Annotated in this window: 27 protein-coding genes; 22 read left to right on the top strand and 5 right to left on the bottom strand. The window is 40.6% G+C overall.

The genetic code is table 11. The annotated features are described in order from the left end of the window. Positions 1–28: 28 nt before the first annotated feature. Together feoB and BMW61_RS19215 are read left to right on the top strand one after the other, a co-directional pair. On the top strand, positions 29–2,371 hold the full coding sequence (gene feoB, locus BMW61_RS19210; RefSeq protein WP_091825334.1) for a ferrous iron transport protein B: 2,343 nt from the start codon (positions 29–31) through the stop codon (positions 2,369–2,371). Positions 2,372–2,396: 25 nt separating this feature from the next. After that, positions 2,397–2,690, top strand: a complete 294-nt coding sequence (locus BMW61_RS19215; RefSeq protein WP_022762577.1) for a hypothetical protein — start codon at positions 2,397–2,399, stop codon at positions 2,688–2,690. Positions 2,691–2,985: 295 nt separating this feature from the next. Here the strand turns inward: BMW61_RS19215 and BMW61_RS19220 are convergent, their stop codons facing one another. Then, positions 2,986–3,522, bottom strand: coding sequence for a hypothetical protein (locus tag BMW61_RS19220; protein WP_091825336.1), 537 nt, complete (start codon positions 3,520–3,522; stop codon positions 2,986–2,988). Positions 3,523–3,554: 32 nt separating this feature from the next. Beyond that, the gene (locus BMW61_RS19225) at positions 3,555–3,977 is read right to left on the bottom strand and encodes a DUF4430 domain-containing protein (RefSeq protein WP_091825339.1); all 423 of its coding nucleotides are present in this window, start codon (positions 3,975–3,977) and stop codon (positions 3,555–3,557) included. 175 nt (positions 3,978–4,152) lie between these two features. Between BMW61_RS19225 and BMW61_RS19230 the strand changes: the two genes are divergently transcribed. The 16 genes from BMW61_RS19230 (at position 4,153) to BMW61_RS19310 (ending at position 13,906) form a co-directional block, all read left to right on the top strand. Further along, positions 4,153–4,737: an HD domain-containing protein gene (locus tag BMW61_RS19230; protein WP_242876828.1), complete on the top strand. Its 585-nt coding sequence runs from the start codon at positions 4,153–4,155 to the stop codon at positions 4,735–4,737. Then, positions 4,734–5,534, top strand: a complete 801-nt coding sequence (locus BMW61_RS19235) for an NAD-dependent epimerase/dehydratase family protein (protein WP_091825344.1) — start codon at positions 4,734–4,736, stop codon at positions 5,532–5,534. Before BMW61_RS19230 ends, BMW61_RS19235 begins: the two co-directional genes overlap by 4 nt. Positions 5,535–5,537: 3 nt before the next feature. Next, positions 5,538–5,960: a GNAT family N-acetyltransferase gene (locus BMW61_RS19240; RefSeq protein ID WP_091825347.1), complete on the top strand. Its 423-nt coding sequence runs from the start codon at positions 5,538–5,540 to the stop codon at positions 5,958–5,960. Between the two features lie 95 nt (positions 5,961–6,055). Further along, a complete protein-coding gene (locus tag BMW61_RS19245) occupies positions 6,056–6,970 on the top strand; it encodes a helix-turn-helix transcriptional regulator (RefSeq protein ID WP_091825350.1) in 915 nt (304 codons plus the stop codon). A gap of 1 nt (position 6,971) precedes the next feature. Next, positions 6,972–7,124, top strand: a complete 153-nt coding sequence (locus tag BMW61_RS19250) for an MmcQ/YjbR family DNA-binding protein (protein WP_242876830.1) — start codon at positions 6,972–6,974, stop codon at positions 7,122–7,124. Positions 7,125–7,196: 72 nt separating this feature from the next. Continuing rightward, positions 7,197–7,943: an N-acetyltransferase gene (locus BMW61_RS19255; RefSeq protein WP_091825352.1), complete on the top strand. Its 747-nt coding sequence runs from the start codon at positions 7,197–7,199 to the stop codon at positions 7,941–7,943. 113 nt (positions 7,944–8,056) lie between these two features. Then, on the top strand, positions 8,057–8,716 hold the full coding sequence (locus tag BMW61_RS19260; protein ID WP_091825355.1) for a GNAT family N-acetyltransferase: 660 nt from the start codon (positions 8,057–8,059) through the stop codon (positions 8,714–8,716). 24 nt (positions 8,717–8,740) lie between these two features. Continuing rightward, positions 8,741–9,430 (top strand): MBL fold metallo-hydrolase, encoded by a 690-nt coding sequence (locus BMW61_RS19265; RefSeq protein WP_091825358.1) that lies wholly within the window; start codon positions 8,741–8,743, stop codon positions 9,428–9,430. Positions 9,431–9,468: 38 nt separating this feature from the next. Then, positions 9,469–10,032, top strand: a complete 564-nt coding sequence (locus tag BMW61_RS19270) for a histidine phosphatase family protein (RefSeq protein WP_091825361.1) — start codon at positions 9,469–9,471, stop codon at positions 10,030–10,032. Beyond that, positions 10,022–10,576 (top strand): NUDIX hydrolase, encoded by a 555-nt coding sequence (locus tag BMW61_RS19275; RefSeq protein ID WP_022762593.1) that lies wholly within the window; start codon positions 10,022–10,024, stop codon positions 10,574–10,576. Before BMW61_RS19270 ends, BMW61_RS19275 begins: the two co-directional genes overlap by 11 nt. 11 nt (positions 10,577–10,587) lie before the next feature. Further along, positions 10,588–11,298: an HAD-IA family hydrolase gene (locus BMW61_RS19280; RefSeq protein WP_091825364.1), complete on the top strand. Its 711-nt coding sequence runs from the start codon at positions 10,588–10,590 to the stop codon at positions 11,296–11,298. Continuing rightward, on the top strand, positions 11,273–11,446 hold the full coding sequence (locus tag BMW61_RS19285) for a GNAT family N-acetyltransferase (RefSeq protein WP_091825367.1): 174 nt from the start codon (positions 11,273–11,275) through the stop codon (positions 11,444–11,446). The genes BMW61_RS19280 and BMW61_RS19285 overlap by 26 nt, the downstream gene beginning before the upstream one ends. A gap of 11 nt (positions 11,447–11,457) precedes the next feature. Then, positions 11,458–11,622 (top strand): hypothetical protein, encoded by a 165-nt coding sequence (locus BMW61_RS19290; protein WP_242876832.1) that lies wholly within the window; start codon positions 11,458–11,460, stop codon positions 11,620–11,622. Continuing rightward, positions 11,619–12,125 carry a P-loop NTPase family protein gene (locus tag BMW61_RS19295; protein WP_091825370.1) on the top strand — a complete coding sequence of 169 codons (507 nt, stop codon included), beginning with the start codon at positions 11,619–11,621 and terminating at the stop codon, positions 12,123–12,125. Before BMW61_RS19290 ends, BMW61_RS19295 begins: the two co-directional genes overlap by 4 nt. A 49-nt stretch (positions 12,126–12,174) precedes the next feature. Beyond that, complete coding sequence (locus BMW61_RS22315) at positions 12,175–13,074, top strand: GNAT family N-acetyltransferase (RefSeq protein ID WP_242876834.1); 900 nt, start codon at positions 12,175–12,177, stop codon at positions 13,072–13,074. Between the two features lie 172 nt (positions 13,075–13,246). Next, positions 13,247–13,906: a flavin reductase family protein gene (locus tag BMW61_RS19310; RefSeq protein WP_091825373.1), complete on the top strand. Its 660-nt coding sequence runs from the start codon at positions 13,247–13,249 to the stop codon at positions 13,904–13,906. Positions 13,907–14,151: 245 nt separating this feature from the next. On the opposite strand, the gene BMW61_RS19315 is transcribed toward BMW61_RS19310, so the two are convergent. The 3 genes from BMW61_RS19315 to BMW61_RS19325 all read right to left on the bottom strand — a co-directional run bounded on the left by BMW61_RS19315 (position 14,152) and on the right by BMW61_RS19325 (position 16,438). Next, positions 14,152–14,490 carry a type II toxin-antitoxin system RelE/ParE family toxin gene (locus tag BMW61_RS19315; RefSeq protein ID WP_091825376.1) on the bottom strand — a complete coding sequence of 113 codons (339 nt, stop codon included), beginning with the start codon at positions 14,488–14,490 and terminating at the stop codon, positions 14,152–14,154. Continuing rightward, the gene (locus BMW61_RS19320) at positions 14,480–14,761 is read right to left on the bottom strand and encodes a hypothetical protein (RefSeq protein ID WP_091825378.1); all 282 of its coding nucleotides are present in this window, start codon (positions 14,759–14,761) and stop codon (positions 14,480–14,482) included. Before BMW61_RS19320 ends, BMW61_RS19315 begins: the two co-directional genes overlap by 11 nt. Before the next feature lie 225 nt (positions 14,762–14,986). Then, positions 14,987–16,438: a leucine-rich repeat protein gene (locus tag BMW61_RS19325; RefSeq protein WP_091825381.1), complete on the bottom strand. Its 1,452-nt coding sequence runs from the start codon at positions 16,436–16,438 to the stop codon at positions 14,987–14,989. A 201-nt stretch (positions 16,439–16,639) separates the two neighbouring features. On the opposite strand from BMW61_RS19325, the gene BMW61_RS19330 reads away from it, so the two are divergent. From BMW61_RS19330 to BMW61_RS19345, 4 genes are all read left to right on the top strand, one after another. Further along, positions 16,640–16,813 carry a helix-turn-helix domain-containing protein gene (locus tag BMW61_RS19330; RefSeq protein ID WP_242876836.1) on the top strand — a complete coding sequence of 58 codons (174 nt, stop codon included), beginning with the start codon at positions 16,640–16,642 and terminating at the stop codon, positions 16,811–16,813. Between the two features lie 403 nt (positions 16,814–17,216). Then, positions 17,217–17,444, top strand: a complete 228-nt coding sequence (locus BMW61_RS19335; protein ID WP_026516141.1) for a helix-turn-helix domain-containing protein — start codon at positions 17,217–17,219, stop codon at positions 17,442–17,444. Next, positions 17,434–18,309, top strand: a complete 876-nt coding sequence (locus BMW61_RS19340) for a BRO family protein (protein WP_091825397.1) — start codon at positions 17,434–17,436, stop codon at positions 18,307–18,309. The genes BMW61_RS19335 and BMW61_RS19340 overlap by 11 nt, the downstream gene beginning before the upstream one ends. Positions 18,310–18,663: 354 nt before the next feature. Further along, the coding region (locus BMW61_RS19345; RefSeq protein ID WP_139176471.1) for a hypothetical protein at positions 18,664–18,894 on the top strand (231 nt) is incomplete at its 3' end.

Here is an 18,894-nt window from a genome sequence, read left to right on the forward strand (position 1 = left end):
CCGGATGAGGGGATAAATAGGAGAATCAATGAACTTAAGATCACTACCCATCGGTCAGTCGGCCGTCATAAAAACTGTAGGAGGAAGCGGTGCCCTTCGTCAGCACTTTCTGGACATGGGAATCATTCCCGGTGCTGAAGTCACCGTAATAAAATTCGCTCCCCTGGGGGATCCGATGGAGCTGCAGCTTCACGGATATGAGCTGACTCTAAGACTCTCGGAAGCAGAGAAAATCGAGATAGAGAAGATACCGGAGCGTACGAACAAGCACGACAGAATCACTAAAATCGAGAATTCGGAACATCCGGGTCTTGGTGAAGACGGAATATATCATACAGAGGGCGAGGGACATAAACTACCGGAAGGAACACTTTTGACCTTCGCACTTGTGGGTAATCAGAACTGTGGCAAGACCACACTTTTTAATCAGCTGACGGGTTCCAATCAGCATGTCGGTAATTTCCCCGGCGTCACCGTTGACCGAAAGGACGGCCCCATAAAGGAGCATCCAGATACACTTGTGACGGATCTTCCGGGAATATATTCGATGTCGCCCTACAGCAGTGAGGAGATAGTTTCCAGAAACTTTGTTTTGCAGGAACATCCCAAGGCAATTATCAATATTGTAGATGCCATGAACATAGAGAGAAATCTGTATCTTACAATGCAGCTTCTTGAGATGGGAATCCCTATGGTTGTGGCACTTAACATGATGGATGAGGTTAAGGGCAACAACGGTTCCATCGACATCAACGGGATGGAGAAACTTCTGGGAGTGCCGGTGGTACCTATTTCCGCAGCCAAAAACGAAGGCGTTGACGAGCTTATACGACATGCTCTTCACATAGCAACTTATCAGGAAAAACCCGTTGAGCAGGACTTCTGCCAAAAGAGTGACCACGGCGGAGCAATTCACAGAGCGATCCACACCGTGCAAAGCATCATCGAGGACCACGCGGAGAGAGCCGGACTTCCCTTAAGATTTGCAACTACAAAGGCAATTGAGGGAGATATGCTTGTTTTCAAAAAGCTGGATCTTGATGAAAATGAGCTTGAGATGATAGAGCATACTATTGTTCAGATGGAGAAGGAAAGCGGCATGGACAGAAGCGCTGCTATTGCCGACATGCGCTACGATTTCATTGAGCGTGTCTGTGAACAGACGGTAGTTAAGCCGGGAGAGAGCAAGGAGCGTATCCGCTCGGAGAAAATCGATGCGATTCTCACCGGAAAATGGACTGCCATTCCCTGCTTTATCCTGATTATGGCACTGGTATTTTATCTTACGTTTATCGCGGTAGGACCTTTTTTACAGGATATCATTGCATCGGGAATAGATTTGCTGAAAGAACAGGTTGAAGCATTGATGCTGTCCACCGGAGTTAACGAGGTTATACAGGGGCTTGTGATCAACGGTATTTTTGAAGGTGTTGGAAGTGTACTTAGCTTTCTTCCGATAGTTGTCACTTTGTTCTTTTTCCTGTCCCTTATGGAGGACAGTGGTTACATAGCAAGAGTTGCATTCTTTATGGATAAAATTCTGAGAAGAATAGGTTTGTCCGGAAGAAGTATTGTACCGATGCTCATAGGCTTTGGCTGCACTGTTCCTGCGGTAATGTCGACCAGGACGCTTCCGTCAAGGCGAGACAGAAGGATGACGATTCTGCTTACGCCCTTTATGAGCTGTACAGCCAAGATGCCTATTTATGCCTTCTTTGTAAGTGCATTTTTCCCGAAACAGGGCGGCATCATAACTATCGGATTATATCTTCTCGGAATCCTTGTGGGAATTTTAATCGCGCTGATTTACAAGAATACTTTGTTTAAAGGTGAAGCAGTTCCGTTTGTTATGGAGCTTCCAAACTACAGAATGCCCGGTGTAAAGAGTGTGTTGCAGCTTTTATGGGAAAAGGCAAAGGATTTTTTGACAAGAGCATTTACCATAATTTTCCTTGCAACTATTGCAGTGTGGTTTTTACAGAGTTTTGACCTTCACTTTAATCTTGTGAGCGATTCCGGCGCGAGTATTCTGGCGACGGTAGCAGGGCTTCTTGCTCCGATATTTAAGCCTCTGGGACTTGGCGACTGGAGAGTTGTGACTTCTCTTATCACAGGCTTTATTGCTAAGGAGAGTGTGGTATCCACTATGGGAGTGCTCTTTGAAGGAGGCGTTGAAACCGCGCTTACAACTACCGCTGCAGCTACGCTTTTGGTGTTCTCTCTTCTCTATACACCCTGCGTTGCAGCCATCGCTTCAATTAAGCGTGAGCTCGGAGCAAAATATGCTTTGTGCGTTGTGCTATGGCAGTGCGCAGTGGCATGGATTGTTGCAATGGTGGTGCGAGTAATTTGTATTGCAATCAGAGTATGATTTTAGAAAAAAATGGGAGGTTGTTATGGAAATTACTGAAAAACTTGATGAACTTTTGGAACTTGCCGCAAAAAACGAAGACCTGAAAAATAAGCTCCTTGCAACAAGAAATTCTGCAAACCCGCTTTCTGACTTCTGTTCTATTGCTTCGGAAAACGGTATTGCTCTTTCTGTCATGGACATCGTTAATCAGGGCGAGGAATTCTACGCCGAGATAAAGCGCAGTACAAACGGCGGCGGAGAGAACTCACCCGATCTTGATTTTCAGAATGATGAGTACTCTATCTTTATGATGAGGCTTGAGAAGAGAGAAGGCTGAGAACGGCACTTTAAAAGTGCAACTCATGTAGCAAATATGGCAACTGACGTAAGGACCTGTTGAACAATCAGGACTTCCTTGGTATGTCGAATTATACTACTCAGGGGTGCATGATGCTGCAAGCGCGAGTGAAGCGGGGCTTAGTTGGTCGAATCTTGGCGGATCTGCAGGTAATAACGCCTATGGAGCCTATTATCCGGGCAATGGAAAAATAATGTAGGAAACACTCAGTATGTCGGTGGGCAGGCACAGACGAATATGCCTAAATACAGTATTAGAATATATATCAAATGATCTATAAAGTTTCTTTTTGAATCCATTTCATGGCCTTTGATATCGGATGGTAAAGAACAAGCATTATTGTAAAGTTCCCCACGCAGTGTACGAAATCCCAGGGAATACCGGCTACCCACCAGGTAAAGGCAGATCTAAAGCCAGCAGACAAACCGTCTGTTGACAATCCGATAAAAAAATACGGGATGGAGCACAGAGCACCAAAACATAGTCCGAATATACCCGATATGATACCCCAGAGAAATGCGGAGGTATTTTTTCTGAAAATATGCGCTATGGCTACAAGAAGCGGCCAGGCGTAGAGATACATGATCCACCATAGATGGACTCCGTATAAGGAGCCTTCCAACAAAATAAAGACCGGAACTACAGCAACAATTTTCCATCCAAAGAAAAGCGTGAACATGATGAGCCAAAAACTCGTAAGTTCAATGTTTGGCATTCCGCTCAGGGCGAACTTGGAAACCTCTATTATGGCTACCATAATTCCTATCTGAGCTATATCTAAAATGGAAAATTGTTTTGTGTTTCCGGTCATTTTTGTGAGATCCTTAGTTAGTTTTTATTTTATTACTGAGCCTTCTCATAAGCCCATGTATAGGTGTCGCCGCTTTCTACGGGTTGTGAATCAGCGCCATACTGTCCGTATTCTCCGTTTACATAAAGTGACCAATAAGCTGCATCTTCAGCATAGATTGCTTTTTCGCCATTGATATATTCAACCATAATGCCATATTCACTATCTGTTCCCGAATATGAAAAGCCTGAACCGTTTGAGGACAGTTCATCCATTGCCTGGATTAGATATTCTGCATCGGTTGAAAGCTTATAGTCAGTGGTTTTTCCGTCGCTTCCGGTTACTTCAACAACGATATCTTTAGAACCGGTATGTGTTGCCGGCTTGTTCAGAGTATAGACAACGCCGAATACAGCTATCAGCACTACCAGAATTATCGCTCCTATAATAAGTGGTTTCTTATTTGTTTTGTTCATAATAAATCCTCCCGAAAAATTATTTTTGCATAGAACCTAGTATAAAGCTAATTCAAAATAATTGTAAAGGTATCTGTCCGAAGGTAAGGCTGTATATTCACATTGACTTTGCCCTTGGGGCAGGCTTTATGATGTGATATGTTAAATGAAAAGACTCAGGGGGATTTGGAGGAGAATGATGTTACCGACAAGAACAGAAGCGGAAAGATTACTTAAGGAAGCGGAGAGTTGTAATCCCGGACCGTGGGGTGACCATAGCCGCGTGGCTGCTCACTGCGCAGAGAAAATTGCACAGGCGTGTGATGGTATGAATCCGGAGAAAGCATATATATTGGGGCTTCTCCATGATATAGGAAGAAAGTTTGGAGTAAGGCATTTGGGGCATGTCTCGGACGGATATTCATATATGATGTCTCTCGGGTATGATGAGGTGGCCAGAGTTTGTCTTACGCACTCCTTCAATAATATGAGATTGGATGAGTATATTGGCAGAGTAGATACCTCGGATGAGGAGTATGAACTTGTTAAGACAGAGCTTGGAAAAATAGAAGCAGATGAATACGACAGGCTGATTCAGCTCTGTGATGCGCTTGCAGGGAGCGATGGCGTGATGAACATCGAAGATCGCATGAATGATGTCAAACGTCGTTATGGAAGCTTTCCGCAGACAAAGTGGGATTCGAATATCAGGCTGAAAGCATATTTTGAAGAAAAAACCGGTAAAGACATATATGATTTAGTTGGGGAAGACAGATTATGAAGGTACTGATAATAGGAGCCAGTGGCTTTCTTGGCGGGACGATTTATTATAAATTGAAAAAGAGCGGCGTAGATGTTCTTGGTACATACAGTAAACACAAAAAGCAGGACGAGCTTGTAAAGCTGGATGTTATGGATACTGAAAGTTTAACCCGGATTATGGAAGGCTATGCTCCTGATGTGATCATCTGGACAGTCATGAACCATAGCGCAGAGGAGGAAATTGCTGACAAGGTAATGCCGACTCTTTGTGATGTGGTAGGAGATGCAAGGCTCATCTTTGTTTCAACTTCAGTAGCCTATGAAAAAAATATGTCTGAGGATGTGACACCTTTCCTGCGGACAGAAGAGTCGTATAATTATCACTATTTTAACGGCAAGATAAAGTCCGAGAATATCATAAGGAAAATGGCAAATTATTGTATCGTACGCCCCGGCAGTATATATGGAATTAACCCGTATGGTGAGATGGACATAAGGAGCCTCAAATTAAAAGAGTACGTGGATTCGGGAAAGCAGTATGTCAGGGCTAATAACATAATATTCAGCATAGTGGAAGTGAATGAACTTGCTGAAGCAATAATTGAACTTGCGGGCAGTGATTATATTGGAATCATGAATGTTTCCGAAGATGATCCGATTTCTCACTATGACTTTAATAAATCTTTGTGCAAACGTTATGGCTGGGATGACAGCTGCGTTGTAGCAAATGAAGAGACCGAGAATATATATTTTTTTGATAACAGCTTAAGGAAGCGCTTGCTTAAAACAAAAATCACAAGCTGTTTCGGGAGGTAGTACATGATCAATTATGTAGGTGACATTACAGCGCAAGAGTATATGGAACTACGCAGGAAAGTCGGATGGTGCGAATTTCCTTTGGAAGAAGCACAGGCCGGACTTGATAATGCATATATGATCAGATGTGTCAGGGATGGTGAAAAAGCAATCGGTGTCGTGCGGCTTTTGTGGGATGGTGGATATATAGCTTTTTTATCTGATGTTATCGTGGACCCGGAATATCAGGGGCAGGGTATCGGAAGAAAGCTTGTTGAGAACTGCATCGACAGAATCAAAGCAGATGCTAAGCCCGGCTATAAGGTAAAGATGTGTCTAATGGCAGCCAAGGGGAAAGAACCATTCTACAAGAAGTTTGGTTTTGATGAACGCCCCAATGAGAAGCTTGGAGCCGGAATGGATCAATGGCTCATCTTTGAAGAATAAGATGGTCTTTTTATGGATTGATGGAAAATGTTATACTAAACATGACATACAGATGGCATGTTTAGGATGATATGATGATAACGGAGTGAACAAAAATGAAGATAGACAGATTGATTGGAATACTTTCTGTATTGCTTCAGGAAGAGAAAACTACAGCACCTGAGCTGGCAGAGCGTTTTGAGGTGTCGAAAAGAACCATCAATAGGGATATTGATGTTCTGTGTAAAGCTGGGATCCCGATACAAACCACCCAGGGAATTGGCGGAGGAATCAGCATCATGGAAGGGTATCGGATGGACAGGACTCTCCTGACATCTAAGGATATGCAGATGATCCTTGCAGGGCTGAGGAGTCTTGATAGCGTGAGCGGCAGCAGGTATTACGGTCAGCTTATGGAGAAGATTCAGGCGGGATCCTCTGAGTTTGTAAGCGGCAGAGATTCTATTTTGATTGATCTCTCGTCCTGGTATCGTGAATCGCTGGCTCCGAAAATAGAAGTTATTCAGAACGCAATTGAAAGCAGGCATATCCTGAAGTTTACATACTACAATCAAAGTGGTGAGAGCACTCGGGAAGTTGAACCGTATTACATAGTTTTCAAATGGTCCAGTTGGTATGTATGGGCCTGGTGCAAGGAAAGAAAGGACTTCCGTCTGTTCAAGCTTAATCGCATGGATAAGGTTATGATGTCGGATTCAATGTTTGTCTGCAGAAATGCGCCTACACCGGACCTGTCCACGGAAAAAGTATTTCCGGGTGGAATAAAAGTAAAGGCTTTGTTTGAGGCAGATGTCAAATGGAGGCTGATCGAAGAATTTGGACCGGAGTGTTATACAGAGGTCGAAGATGGAAGATTGCTGTTTTCGGCGGACTATACGGACATGGATAATCTGATCACCTGGATACTGACCTTTGGTGATAAGGCGGAGCTTCTTGAACCTAAGGAAGCGAGAGTGAGGATCGCAAATATAATCGAAGCTATGAGAAAAAACTACAGGAGGAGCTTATAAGATGAAGTACCCATGGATTGAAAAGTATTTGATGGAAAAGCCGGGTGTTACAAAAGATTTTCAGGAGGAATGGAACTGGATCCGTTTTCAGCTTGGAGGCAAAATGTTTGTTGCTATCTGCAGAGATGATAATGACCTGCCATATTCAAAATAGTCCCAAATAGCTGTTAAAAAGGCTACCAAATGTTTATAAATGTTCTCTCATTTACTAGTGGAGGTAAGAAGCATGGAATATATCAGAGTTACAAAGGATAATCTTGAAGAAGAGCACATCTGCTGTGCAATTTCCAATAACAAAGATGTTCAGGTCTCATCTAAGAAAGCATGGCTTGCTGAAAGATTTGACGAGGGGCTTGTTTTCCTGAAAAGTGCGGAGCGCGGCAAGTGCTTTATAGAGTATATTCCTGCTGAGAATGCTTGGGTTCCGATTGATGCCGATGGGTATATGTACATAGATTGTCTGTGGGTATCAGGCTCTTTCAAAGGGCATGGATATTCTACTGAGCTTCTTGATGCATGCATAGAGGATAGTAAGGAGAAAGGTAAGAAAGGACTATGCATTTTGTGTGCAGCAAAGAAAAAGCCTTTTCTTGCGGATCCAAAGTTTCTTAAGTACAAAGGCTTTGAGGTATGTGATGAAGCGGATAATGGAATACAACTTATGTTTTTACCTTTTGACAAAAAGGCTGATGCGCCACGATTCAAGGAATGTGCCAAGCATCCGCATATAGTTGAAAAAGGATATGTTTTGTATTACACAAACCAGTGCCCTTTTAATGCAAAATACGTTCCAATCCTGGAAGAAACGGCAAAGAAAAATGACATCCCGTTCAAGGCCATTAAGATTCAGAGTAGAGATGAAGCCCGGAACGCCCCAACTCCGATTACGAATTATGCCTTATTCCATGACGGAGAGTATATTACTAATGAGCAGATGAACGATAAGAAGTTCCTGAAGTTGATTGGAGAGTAAAGTGTAACAATAAAATGTCAGAAAAATAGCTGTTCGACAGTTTTATTTACTGTAAAATAGCTATTTTTTCTGTTATATTAGGAATATGTTGTATTTGGAGGATTTTTATAAAGATGTACTATAGATTGGCTACAATAGAGGATTTGACAGAAATATGCAATATGATTGAAGCGGCAAAGCAGCTTATGTCTGAGCAGGGAATAGAGCAGTGGGATGACGTCTATCCGGTCTACGAAGATTTTTTTGAAGATATAAAAAAGGAAACAATGTATGTGGTACTGAAAGATGGTCAGCTTGCTGCGATATATGTAATCAGCGAAGAATGTGATGGTGAGTATCTAAAATGCAAATGGGAAAATAAAAAGCCTTGTATCATTCACAGATTCTGCGTCTCGCCGTCCTTCCAGAATAACGGGATTGGAAAAGCAGTTCTAAATCATATTGAAGCGCAGCTTACTGAAGCCGGATACGATTCGGTAAGACTTGATGTATTTACACAGAACCCATATGCTCTGAGACTTTATGAGAAAAACGGATATGTTAAACGCGGCTTTGCTGATTGGAGAAAAGGCAGATTCCTTCTTATGGAAAAGAAGTTAGACAAAAGTGCGGATTCTATTTTCCTTACAGAGGCAAATGAGAATTACACAGACGAACTTCAAAAATTTAAAGAGGAAGTGCTTCAGGCAGATAAAGACAACGATGATCAGTTTGCAGGCTGCATGGGGCTTAGGGATTGTTCTACAGCTAAGGAATGGATTGATACGCTATAAACAAGGGACCCGGAGGAATGAAGGATGGAATTGAAACGACTATCTGAACATATATGGTACATGCCTTTCGAAACGGAGAGGGATCGTCCGAATCTTGGCTATGTGAAGGGAGACAATTGGAGTCTTGCGATTGACGCCGGTCACTCTGCGGCTCATACAAAAGAATTTTATGCACTTCTGAAAAAAGAGGACCTGCCACTGCCTTCTCTGACGGTTCTTACTCATTGGCACTGGGACCATACTTTTGGAATGCATGCCGTGAACGGGCTTTGCCTGGCGAATGCAAAAACAAATGAGTACCTTTCGCAATGGAAAACAAAAATAGAAAAGAACGGACCAAGTGAATTCTTCGCCATGCATGAAAGCATTAGAAGAGAATATAGCGGTGGCTCCGAAGTAATTGTAGTAAAGGCGGACATGATCTTTTCCGGAGAGATTACGCTTGACCTTGGCGGCTGCATTGTCAAAGCTATTCAGACAGAGGCTCCGCACACGGATGATTCTACAGTTGTATATATAGAGAATGATAAGACATTATTCCTTGGGGATTCTACCTGCGACGATTTCGTTACAGGAGTAAAAAGGGCTGATCTTTGTGAGAAACTCTCGGATACTATCCGAAAAATCAATCCGGAAATATGCGTAGAGGGCCATTGGACGCCGGAGAATACGCAGGATACTTTAAAAGATATGTTGAATGGAATTTCAGGTTGATGACGGGAGGAGTACATGATTTTTTCAGGAGGGTGTAGGTGAAGGTTGTTCTAATTAGGCATGGAAAAGTGAATTTTCGCTGGGGATTCTGGTACACATCTGATCAGTTTGATGAAGCCTGCAGGCAATATGATCTGGCTCCTATCATGAAGGAAGACTACACTGTACCTGATGTGAAGTATTTAAGTTACTACATAAGTACCTTGCCGAGAACCGGGAAAACAGCTCGGAATATCTTTGGTGAGCAGGATTATATTTCTACAGATCTGATTAACGAAGTCCCATTATCAGCAAGTTTATATTCAAGAGTTAAATTACCGGTACTGTTTTGGTATTTCACAGGCAGGATGCAATGGTATTTCAATAATAGCAGGCAGAAGGAAGGCAGGCTCCGGACAAAGAAAAGAGCTAAGCAGTTTGTGAAGATGCTTACGGAAAAGAATGAGGACTGTGTGGTAGTTACACATGGTTTTTTCATGCGTACGCTTGTGGCTGAGTTTAAAAAAGCGCATTTTAGCATAGAGAATAATTCATTCACATATGCCAATGGACAATGTGTGATTGCAAACAGCAAAAAAGGAGAGACTATATATGAGCACTGAAGTAGAGAATATCAAGTTGCCGGAAAGGCTTGAAAGAAGAAAAATATATGAATGTGGATTAGTTACATTATATGCAGACAAAGTTAAGCTTCCCAGCGGTTATGTTATAGAAAAATATCATCAGCTTCATCATCATCATGAAGGTGTTTCGGTAGTGGTTTTTAATGAGAAGGACGAGATCCTTATGATCAAAGAAATGAGATACACCGTAGGACATCTTGAATGGGAAATCCCTGCCGGAGGAGTAGAAGATGGCGAACCAATAGAAGAGGCAGCCAGAAGAGAAGTTATGGAAGAGACAGGCTGCACGGTGAAGGATTTGAAATATTTGTGCTCACACAATCCTTCAAACGGAATGTCAGACCAGGTGATGCATGTATTTGGTGCAAAAGTGGATTCTGAAGGCAGTATCCAGGACGTGGATGAAGTTGCAGAAAAAGTATGGATGCCTATTGATGATGTAAAAGAGTTACTTAGAGAAAACAAGACAAGGGATGGTATTGCCATTTTAGCAATCCTTTTTGCAATTGAGTTTTATCACTAAGGAGTACGGTAATGGAACATGAATATCAGTATATTCTATTTGATTTGGACGGCACATTAACAGATTCAGGCCCCGGTATTATGAATGGATTTGTTTATGCAATACAGCAAATGGGAGGGCAGGTAGTTGACAGGAGCCAACTACGAAAATTTGTTGGACCTCCACTGAAAGTTTCCTTTGGTGATATTTTGGGATATTCCGAGGAGGACACAGATAGAGCCATTGCCTTGTATAGAGATTATTACAACAATATGGGCGGCGTCCTGGAAAACAGTGTTTATCCGGGGATTGTGGAACTACTGTCGGACTTAAAAAGTGAAGGCAAGAAGCTGATTGTAGCAACTTCTAAGAGTGCAATTGGAACCGACACGGTGCTTAAGCACTTTGATTTGAAGAAATTCTTTGACTTTGTAGCTACTGCTGATGATAAGGAACGCCCACACAAATCTGATGTAATCAGGTATGCGTTGGAACAATGTGAAATAACTGATAGCACACACGTGGTTATGGTGGGTGACAGGGAGAATGATATTTTAGCTGCAAATGAGGTAGGCATTGATTCTATTGGTGTCCTGTATGGATATGGTGACCGTGAAGAATTGACATCAGCCGGAGCAACTTATCTGGCAGAACATCCATCTGATGTGAAGAAATTGGTACCTGCAGGAAATAGTTGTTCTGCCGGAATATCAAGGCATGGGCATAGGAACTATGATTGTTAACCATCTTGTAGATTATGCTGTGAAGAATTCGTCTACAGGGAAATTTACAACAATCGGAGGGGTATCTGCTAAGGGTAAAGAAGGTTTTTATAAGAAATTGGGATTTGATGTAATACCAAATGGCATTCAGAAAATGATTGAAATATAAGGAGGAGAGGTATGAATGCAAGGGAGTATTTGGAAATTCTACATGTTGCTGAGAGATTGAAAGATACGCCTCGACATTGTACTACCACTAATAGACGGACTTTCATAAAGACAGATTCTGACAGGGAAGTTGAAGATACTCTTTCCAAAATAGACAGCGAAGGACAGAATATATGAAGCTGGATATAATCGGATCAGTTGCCAGTGGAAAGACCACACTTGCAAAGAATTTATCAGAGACATATCATGTCCCTTTTTATCAGAAAGATAATATTGTTTGGGAGCGGACTCCAAATGGTGATAAAAAGCGTGATGATAAGGAGCGTGACCAGTTATTTCAGAAAATTATAAACAGTGATGACTGGATTGTAGAAGGATCTCCAAGAAAACTGTTACGTGAGAGTTTTGAAAAGTGTGATTACATCATTCTGCTTGATATACCACTCTATAAAAGATTGGTAAGAACATTACGGCGCTGGATTAGGCAGAGAGCAGGAAAAGAAAAATATAATTCAAAACCTACGATAAAGTTTCTTTACTACAACATAAAATGGGTATTTGAATATGAAAAAGATAGAAAAGAGATTATTGGATACCTTTCTGCATATGGTTCGAAGTACAAAAGATTTACGACATCTGAAAGTGCAAAATTGTTTATAAACAAGGTATATAGTATTTGAGGATACAACATGATGATTACGATCAAGGAATGGAACGCGTAAAGGATTTATGAATATGATAGAGATGAAGAAACTTGGCATGGAAAGCTATGATGCCATTTTAGAGTTTGATAAGCTTTGCTTCCCAACAGATTGTTGGAAGGAAGAAGATTGGAAAGATCTGTTAGAAGATGACAGGGCTACTTACTATGCTTTAGTTGAAGGAGACAAAATAGTAGGGGACCTTTTTACGTATAACTGGAGCGGAGAGAATGATTATCTTAAGATCATGAATATTGCAGTGCACCCTGATTACAGGAAGCAGGGACTTGCAATGAAACTTATGGAGTATGCTAAGGAAGAATGCAAAAAATCAGACCTGATGAAAATATGCGCTGAGACAAGAGCAAGCAATGTAGCTATGCAGACTCTTTTTGAAAAATGCAGTTACAGGCTAAACAAGGTTGAAGAAGATGGTTATAACAATCCAACGGAAGCTGAATTTAAATATGTTTATATATCAAAAATGGATAAACAGATAACTGATTTTTTAATTAAGGCTAAACAGGCAACATATGCAGGCAAGGGAGCAGAGACGGTATCTTCAAGAGAAAAATCTCACGACCTTATATATGAAGATGGCGATTATATGTATTACGACACCTATCTTGGAGGTAATAAATTTGCCGGAGAAGAGGCGCTTTGGATAAAGAAAAATCCATACTGGAGCATGAATTATGTGGGCAGGGTAATCGGAGAAAACTTCAGCGGAGATTTTTTGAAGGAAGCATTGCTTTTAGTTCCGGAGGAAAAGCCATTTAGAGGACCCGCTGAGCATACTAACGGTGATTATAAATATGAATGCTGCATTGATGGTGATTTTGAATGGTTCCATGGTAAGGAAACAATTAGCTATAAAGGAAATGTCATTTACGAATGCTATTTCCATGGAGGACTCATTGAGGGGTAGGGGCTCAGAACGCTGCAGAAATAATTCCATATGGCGCTGGGATTTGAGGAAGCAAATCGGATAATATGCTTTAGGAAGGATATATAGAAAATGATACGGGAAGTTAAACGGAAAGATATCGGAGACTGAAGTTAATTCTTATGTTGGATTTTGTAAGGAGGGAAGGAAAAAGATGAAATACCAATACAAAGAAATGCCTGAATCTATGAGTGAGACATACGGAGAATTTGCAAAAAACTTCGGATTTGATTGGAAAGAATTTATAATGGGAATACCGACACCGATGTTTCTTGTCACAACCTATAAATCTAATGGACAGCCAAATGCTACGATGCAGTCATGGGCAGGGTTTACGAGTGCGAATCATGGAGGCGGGTATTACGTGATTCTATGCAGCGTGAATAAGAGAGGACATCTTTACCAAAGCTTAAATGAAAAGAAGGTAGCAGTGCTAAATTTCATGTCATCTGATTTATACGAAGCCTGCATGAAGACAATACAGAACAATCAGTTCGAGGCGGATGAGATAACTTCGTCAGGGCTTACTGCGGAGAAAGCTTCATGGGTAGAAGCGCCGATGGTCGCTGAATGTTTCATGAACCTTGAGTGTAGGTATTTGTGGGAGAAAGAAATTGTACCGGGTGATGATCATGTTATGATCTGCCTTGAAGTCGTAGGCGGGCATATAGAGAAGGATTATATGGAGGATATGTTTGGAGATAAAGGGGTTCTTTACAATGTCCATTATCCGATAAATCCGGAAGACGTGAAAGAAAAAGGTTGCGATTATGTGGCTGCACTTAGGAAAGTAAATCAATCCTACGAATATTGATGAGATATGAAATATATGCGCAAAACTACGATTGAAAAAAATTCTGAAGTGTAAAGGATACGAAAAATGATAAAGGTACTTTTCGTCTGCCACGGCAATATTTGCTTCTATCGGCATAAAGTGCATAATTGCTGCAACTTTTAGGAATATGTATTTCCTTTTATACCTTGATTATACCGATTGTAACTATTATCAGAGACTATCTTGGACATAGAAATAGGACTTCCAACTTGGAAGTCCTTATTTTAATGGATATCGTGTTGCTCTTTGAAAACATTTTCATAATCTTGCAAATCATGAAAAATCGCATCAACTATTGCTGTGTCATCTTCTACTCTATAAAGTAAAAAATATCTATGCTTCATAAATCTGATTTTTCTGTAACCAAGATTGGCTAAATCTTCATCATCTACTAACTTCAAGCTTCCTGCGACTATGGACAAGCGCTCAATAGTCGCATCATAATCATCCAGAACATTACGCGCTGCCTGTTTATTCATTTTTACCTCAATAAGGTATTTAATAAATCTATCTAAATCTGCCTCTGCGTCATCGGTAACAAAAACCTTGTAATCAAAGTCCATATTTAGCCCTCAAATCCGCAGATACTACAGATGCCTCTTTTACATTACCAAGCGAAGCACTTAATCTGGATAATCTTAATTTTTCCATTATTTGCTTTTTTGACATAGGCGCAAAAGGGGTACCTTCTCTGGCATCAGATTCTGTAATAACAGAATCATCAGCGTCAAGGTTTTGATAATTCTTTAATAATAATGCAAATGATCGAACAGCTTGAAGTTCTTCATCGGACAAAGTTTCTAAAATTGAAAAAGTTGCTTCTAAAGTACTCAATATTTCCACCTCTCAAAAAGTAATTTATAGGTTCAGAACTATTATAACATATTTTCAGTAAAGTACCTTTTGCTAATGTTACTATATTACATATCTATCCAATCAGGCGCTGAATACCTGGAAGCGCCGAAAGAGATGTTGTTTTTATTATAAAAAATATCCCCATCCGAGAAATCTCGAACGGGGATATTGATACAAGAATCGAATGATTCGGTGTTGGCTTAATTAGAACTGAGAAGTATCATACTTTTTGGTTTTAGCAGCTTTCTTTGCTTTACCTTTGCTTTTGATATTCTTAGCAAAGTTCTTTGTATACTTATTCTTGCACTTATAGGCACCGACTGTTATTGCTTTCTTATCTTTGTCGAAAGCACCTTTCTCGACCTTGATATCTGCATAAAGACCGTCAAGACAGAACTTCTTGAGCTTCTTGCACTTTGCAAAAGCGCCTTTGCAGATTTTCTTTTTGGCATTGTATTTAGGCGTTCCTGATGCTGTCATGAGACCATGCCCTTTTACGTATTTGAGCGAATTTGAACCCCAGTATACTTCTCGAAGGTTAGTACAGCCTTTAAAGCAGTCTTTTGGGATTGTCTGAACACTTTCGGGGATATATACATATTCTAGTGATGTATTTCCTTTGAAGGCACCTGGAGCAATGCTTGTTATGAGAAAGAATTCGTGATAACTATAAGCTTTTCTGTCAAATATGCCGTCTACATGCGTGTCGACAACCATATCTTCGTAGTAAGTAGCAAGGTCTTCATTTCGACCTTCAAATCCACTTCTTGCAGCTATTTTCTTTTTTGTTCTTCCTCTTTTTGTTTTTACTATTTCGCGTTTATCATTTGTATAATCGCACGCCAATATTTCGAGCATATTTCCTTTGTTATGCATGGTATTGGGCTGGTTCTTTAGAAATTCTTGATAAACGTTAGAATCATCAACTTTGCCAGATGAACTGTCGGGCTGATAACCGATGATTTCAACATGACCCAGCTTATGATATCCGCCTTCTTTTGTAACTCTGAATTTGATTCCAGATTTAGAGACGAATGTAAAGCCTACGTTATGATGCTTGAAAAGAGCTTCAGAAAAGCTGTCTCTACTCCAACCATATGTTTCGGGGTCGGTAGAGGGGTCTTCTTCCCATACTATTTCATAATAAGATTTCTGCGTGCTTGAATCATTGTTGCTGTTTGTTGATGCAGACGTAGAACTGGAATTTGATGATGATGATGTTGTTGGCTGACTTGCTGCATTTCTCTGAGCTTCTGCTTCGGGATGCGCTGCTTCCCACGCCCAGCCGCCAACTTCCATGCCAGGAACATCAGGATATGCTTCACGCCACGCTGCGTTCCATGCATTGGTCACAGGATTGAGGGATGAGCCCTGTTCTCTGAAGTAATGATTGTCGATTTCGGCAGCTTCAGCTCTTGTAAGCGTCATCATTGCCTGTGCACCTTCAGTGTTATCTTTTGTAAGGTACAGGGTTCCGACATCGCACTGTTCAACTGCGGTATGGGAATCCATCCATGCGCAGACAGCGTCATACCCAGCGCTATGTGTTCCGCTTGCTTTTGCTGTAAGTGTAAACACAGCTGCGATTGAAAAGACCATGGCTACTGCAAGCGTAAGCGCCATGATTCTTTTAAGCTTTGTATTGATATTATTCATGTTTGTCACCTCATAATTAAATCAGTTCTTCACTTGAATCACATATGAATCATATTATGCTTTGCGAGCATATATTTATGATTCTGTAATCTGGTATTATACTCAATATATTGAGCATAGTCAAGCGATATCGAATGCTACACTTTTCTTATCGAAAAGGCGGTGTTTACAATGATATCTTATGAACCGATGTTCGAGACTATGCGGAATAAAGGGATAACAGAATACAGCTTGATTTTTAAAGAAGGAATTTCTGCTAACACGATTCACAGAATTAAGAAGGGGCTTCCCTGTACTACTGAGACCCTTGACACTCTTTGTTTCATATTGGACTGCGAAATTCAAGATATCATTAAGCACGATAAAACAAAATAAATAGATGCAATCCTTTTTGCTCTAGCGTTGAAGAATTGCTTTCTTATCAAATAGTAAGAGCTAAGAACACACAACATGTTCTTAGCTCTTGCTTTATTTAATGCTTTTAGGCAAATATATTAGTATCCTCTATTTTGTTTGGACATCAGTCACGGGCGATTTCTTTAAGAAATTTAATTCCTCTAACATTTTTTTATTAGCAAAGTATATTCTGTTATCACGGATAGAGACAAAGATACAAATATGATTAACTTGTCGTTAGGGCAATCGGGTAAACATAATAATAAAATGTCGGTTGACTGTATAGTTGATCGACATTATTTTATTGACAGTACGCATCGCGTATGCGTATACTGATAATACGCAATGAGTATAAAGGCATTGAATGAACGGGGTGACTTGCATGGATAGCAGAGATTATTTGATAGAATTAAGAAACAGTACTGGAATGTCGAGAAAAGAGTTTTGTGCGTATTTTGAAATTCCGTATCGTACACTGCAGGATTGGGAATTGGGAAATAGGAAAATGCCAGATTATCTTTTGAGATTGATGGCGTATAAAATCGAAATGGAAAAACTGGTGGGAAGTAAAAATGTAGAGAAAAATGGGGACAACGATGATGACAGATAAAGTACAATTATTTGAAAATCAACCTATTAGAACCGCATGGGTAGAAGATGAAGAGGAGTGGTATTTCTCAATAGTTGATGTGGCGGGTGTTTTAACTGAAAGTAAGGATCCGACTACATATTGGAGGAAACTAAAGCAAAGACTGAAAGAAGAAGGAAATGAAACCGTGACAAATTGTCACGCTTTGAAAATGACTGCTAAAGATGGGAGAAAGCGATTTACTGATGTAGCAAATACTGAACAACTTCTAAGAATTATCCAGTCAATTCCTTCCAAGAAGGCTGAACCATTTAAGATGTGGCTTGCACAGGTTGGCCGTGAAAGGATAGAGGAGACGATAGACCCTGAGCTTACGATAGATCGCGCTTTGGAAACATATGCAAGACTTGGATATGACGCAGACTGGATTAATCAAAGACTTCAGACAATTCGTGCAAGAAAAGAGCTAACGGATCAGTGGAAAGGTCATGGTGTTAAGCAGGGAAAAGAGTTTGCTATTTTGACAGATGAAGTCACCAGAGCCTGGTCAGGCATGTCAACAAGGCAGTATAAGAATCTTAAGGGACTCAAAAAAGAAAACCTAAGAGATAACATGAGTACTCTTGAGCTTGCATTAAATATGTTGGCAGAAGCAACTACTACTGAGCTAACTAAAGTACATAATCCGCAGGGACTTGATGAAAACAAAACGATAGCAAAAAGAGGCGGACAGATTGCTGGAGATGCCAGAAAGAATATTGAGACAGAAACCGGTAAGCCCGTCATCACAAGTCAAAATGCGATGCAACTTAATGATGCTGTTGTTGGGCTTATAGAGAACATTATAGATATCGAGCCTGCAAATGATAATGAAAATGGAGAATGATGTACTTTTGCTTTGGGATAATTCATGATATGGTTATATAAGCGAGGTAAATCGTCGCAAACTGCATGAGGATGTAAGGCAGATGTTAAGCTGTCCGGTCCGGCGTTCTTGTTAGAAGGACATTCCAGATATGGGATGTCTTTTCGTTATAATAAAAAAGAAGGGCCTATTGGTCACTTCTTCCGGTCGCAGGCATCGCAAGTTTCTGCAACCTGATCACTGTTATAAAGTAAACTTTGGCGCAACGTAGGCGAAAACCCACAGGCTTGCCTGTGGGATGAAGCCTTTTTTTGTTTTGACAAACACATAGAATAAATATATAATCTATGTATTAAACATAAAGGAAAAATACAAATGGATAATTCGAAATGCGTAGAGTATGTGAATTCTCATGTAGACGAAATTGCTGAATATGTAAATGAGTGCTTTGATCAATCAAAAGAATTCATAAAAGCAAGGCTGATTCGTCGGATAAGAGCTGAACTGTCACCCACTCCAGTTCACTATGAGATAAATTATGTCTACGTCCCTTATGATCATTCTGGAATACTTGTAGAAGACGGATATATTTCGCTCGAACAGACT

The organism is Butyrivibrio sp. ob235, assembly GCF_900109475.1.
In the GTDB taxonomy this organism is placed as follows: domain Bacteria; phylum Bacillota; class Clostridia; order Lachnospirales; family Lachnospiraceae; genus Butyrivibrio.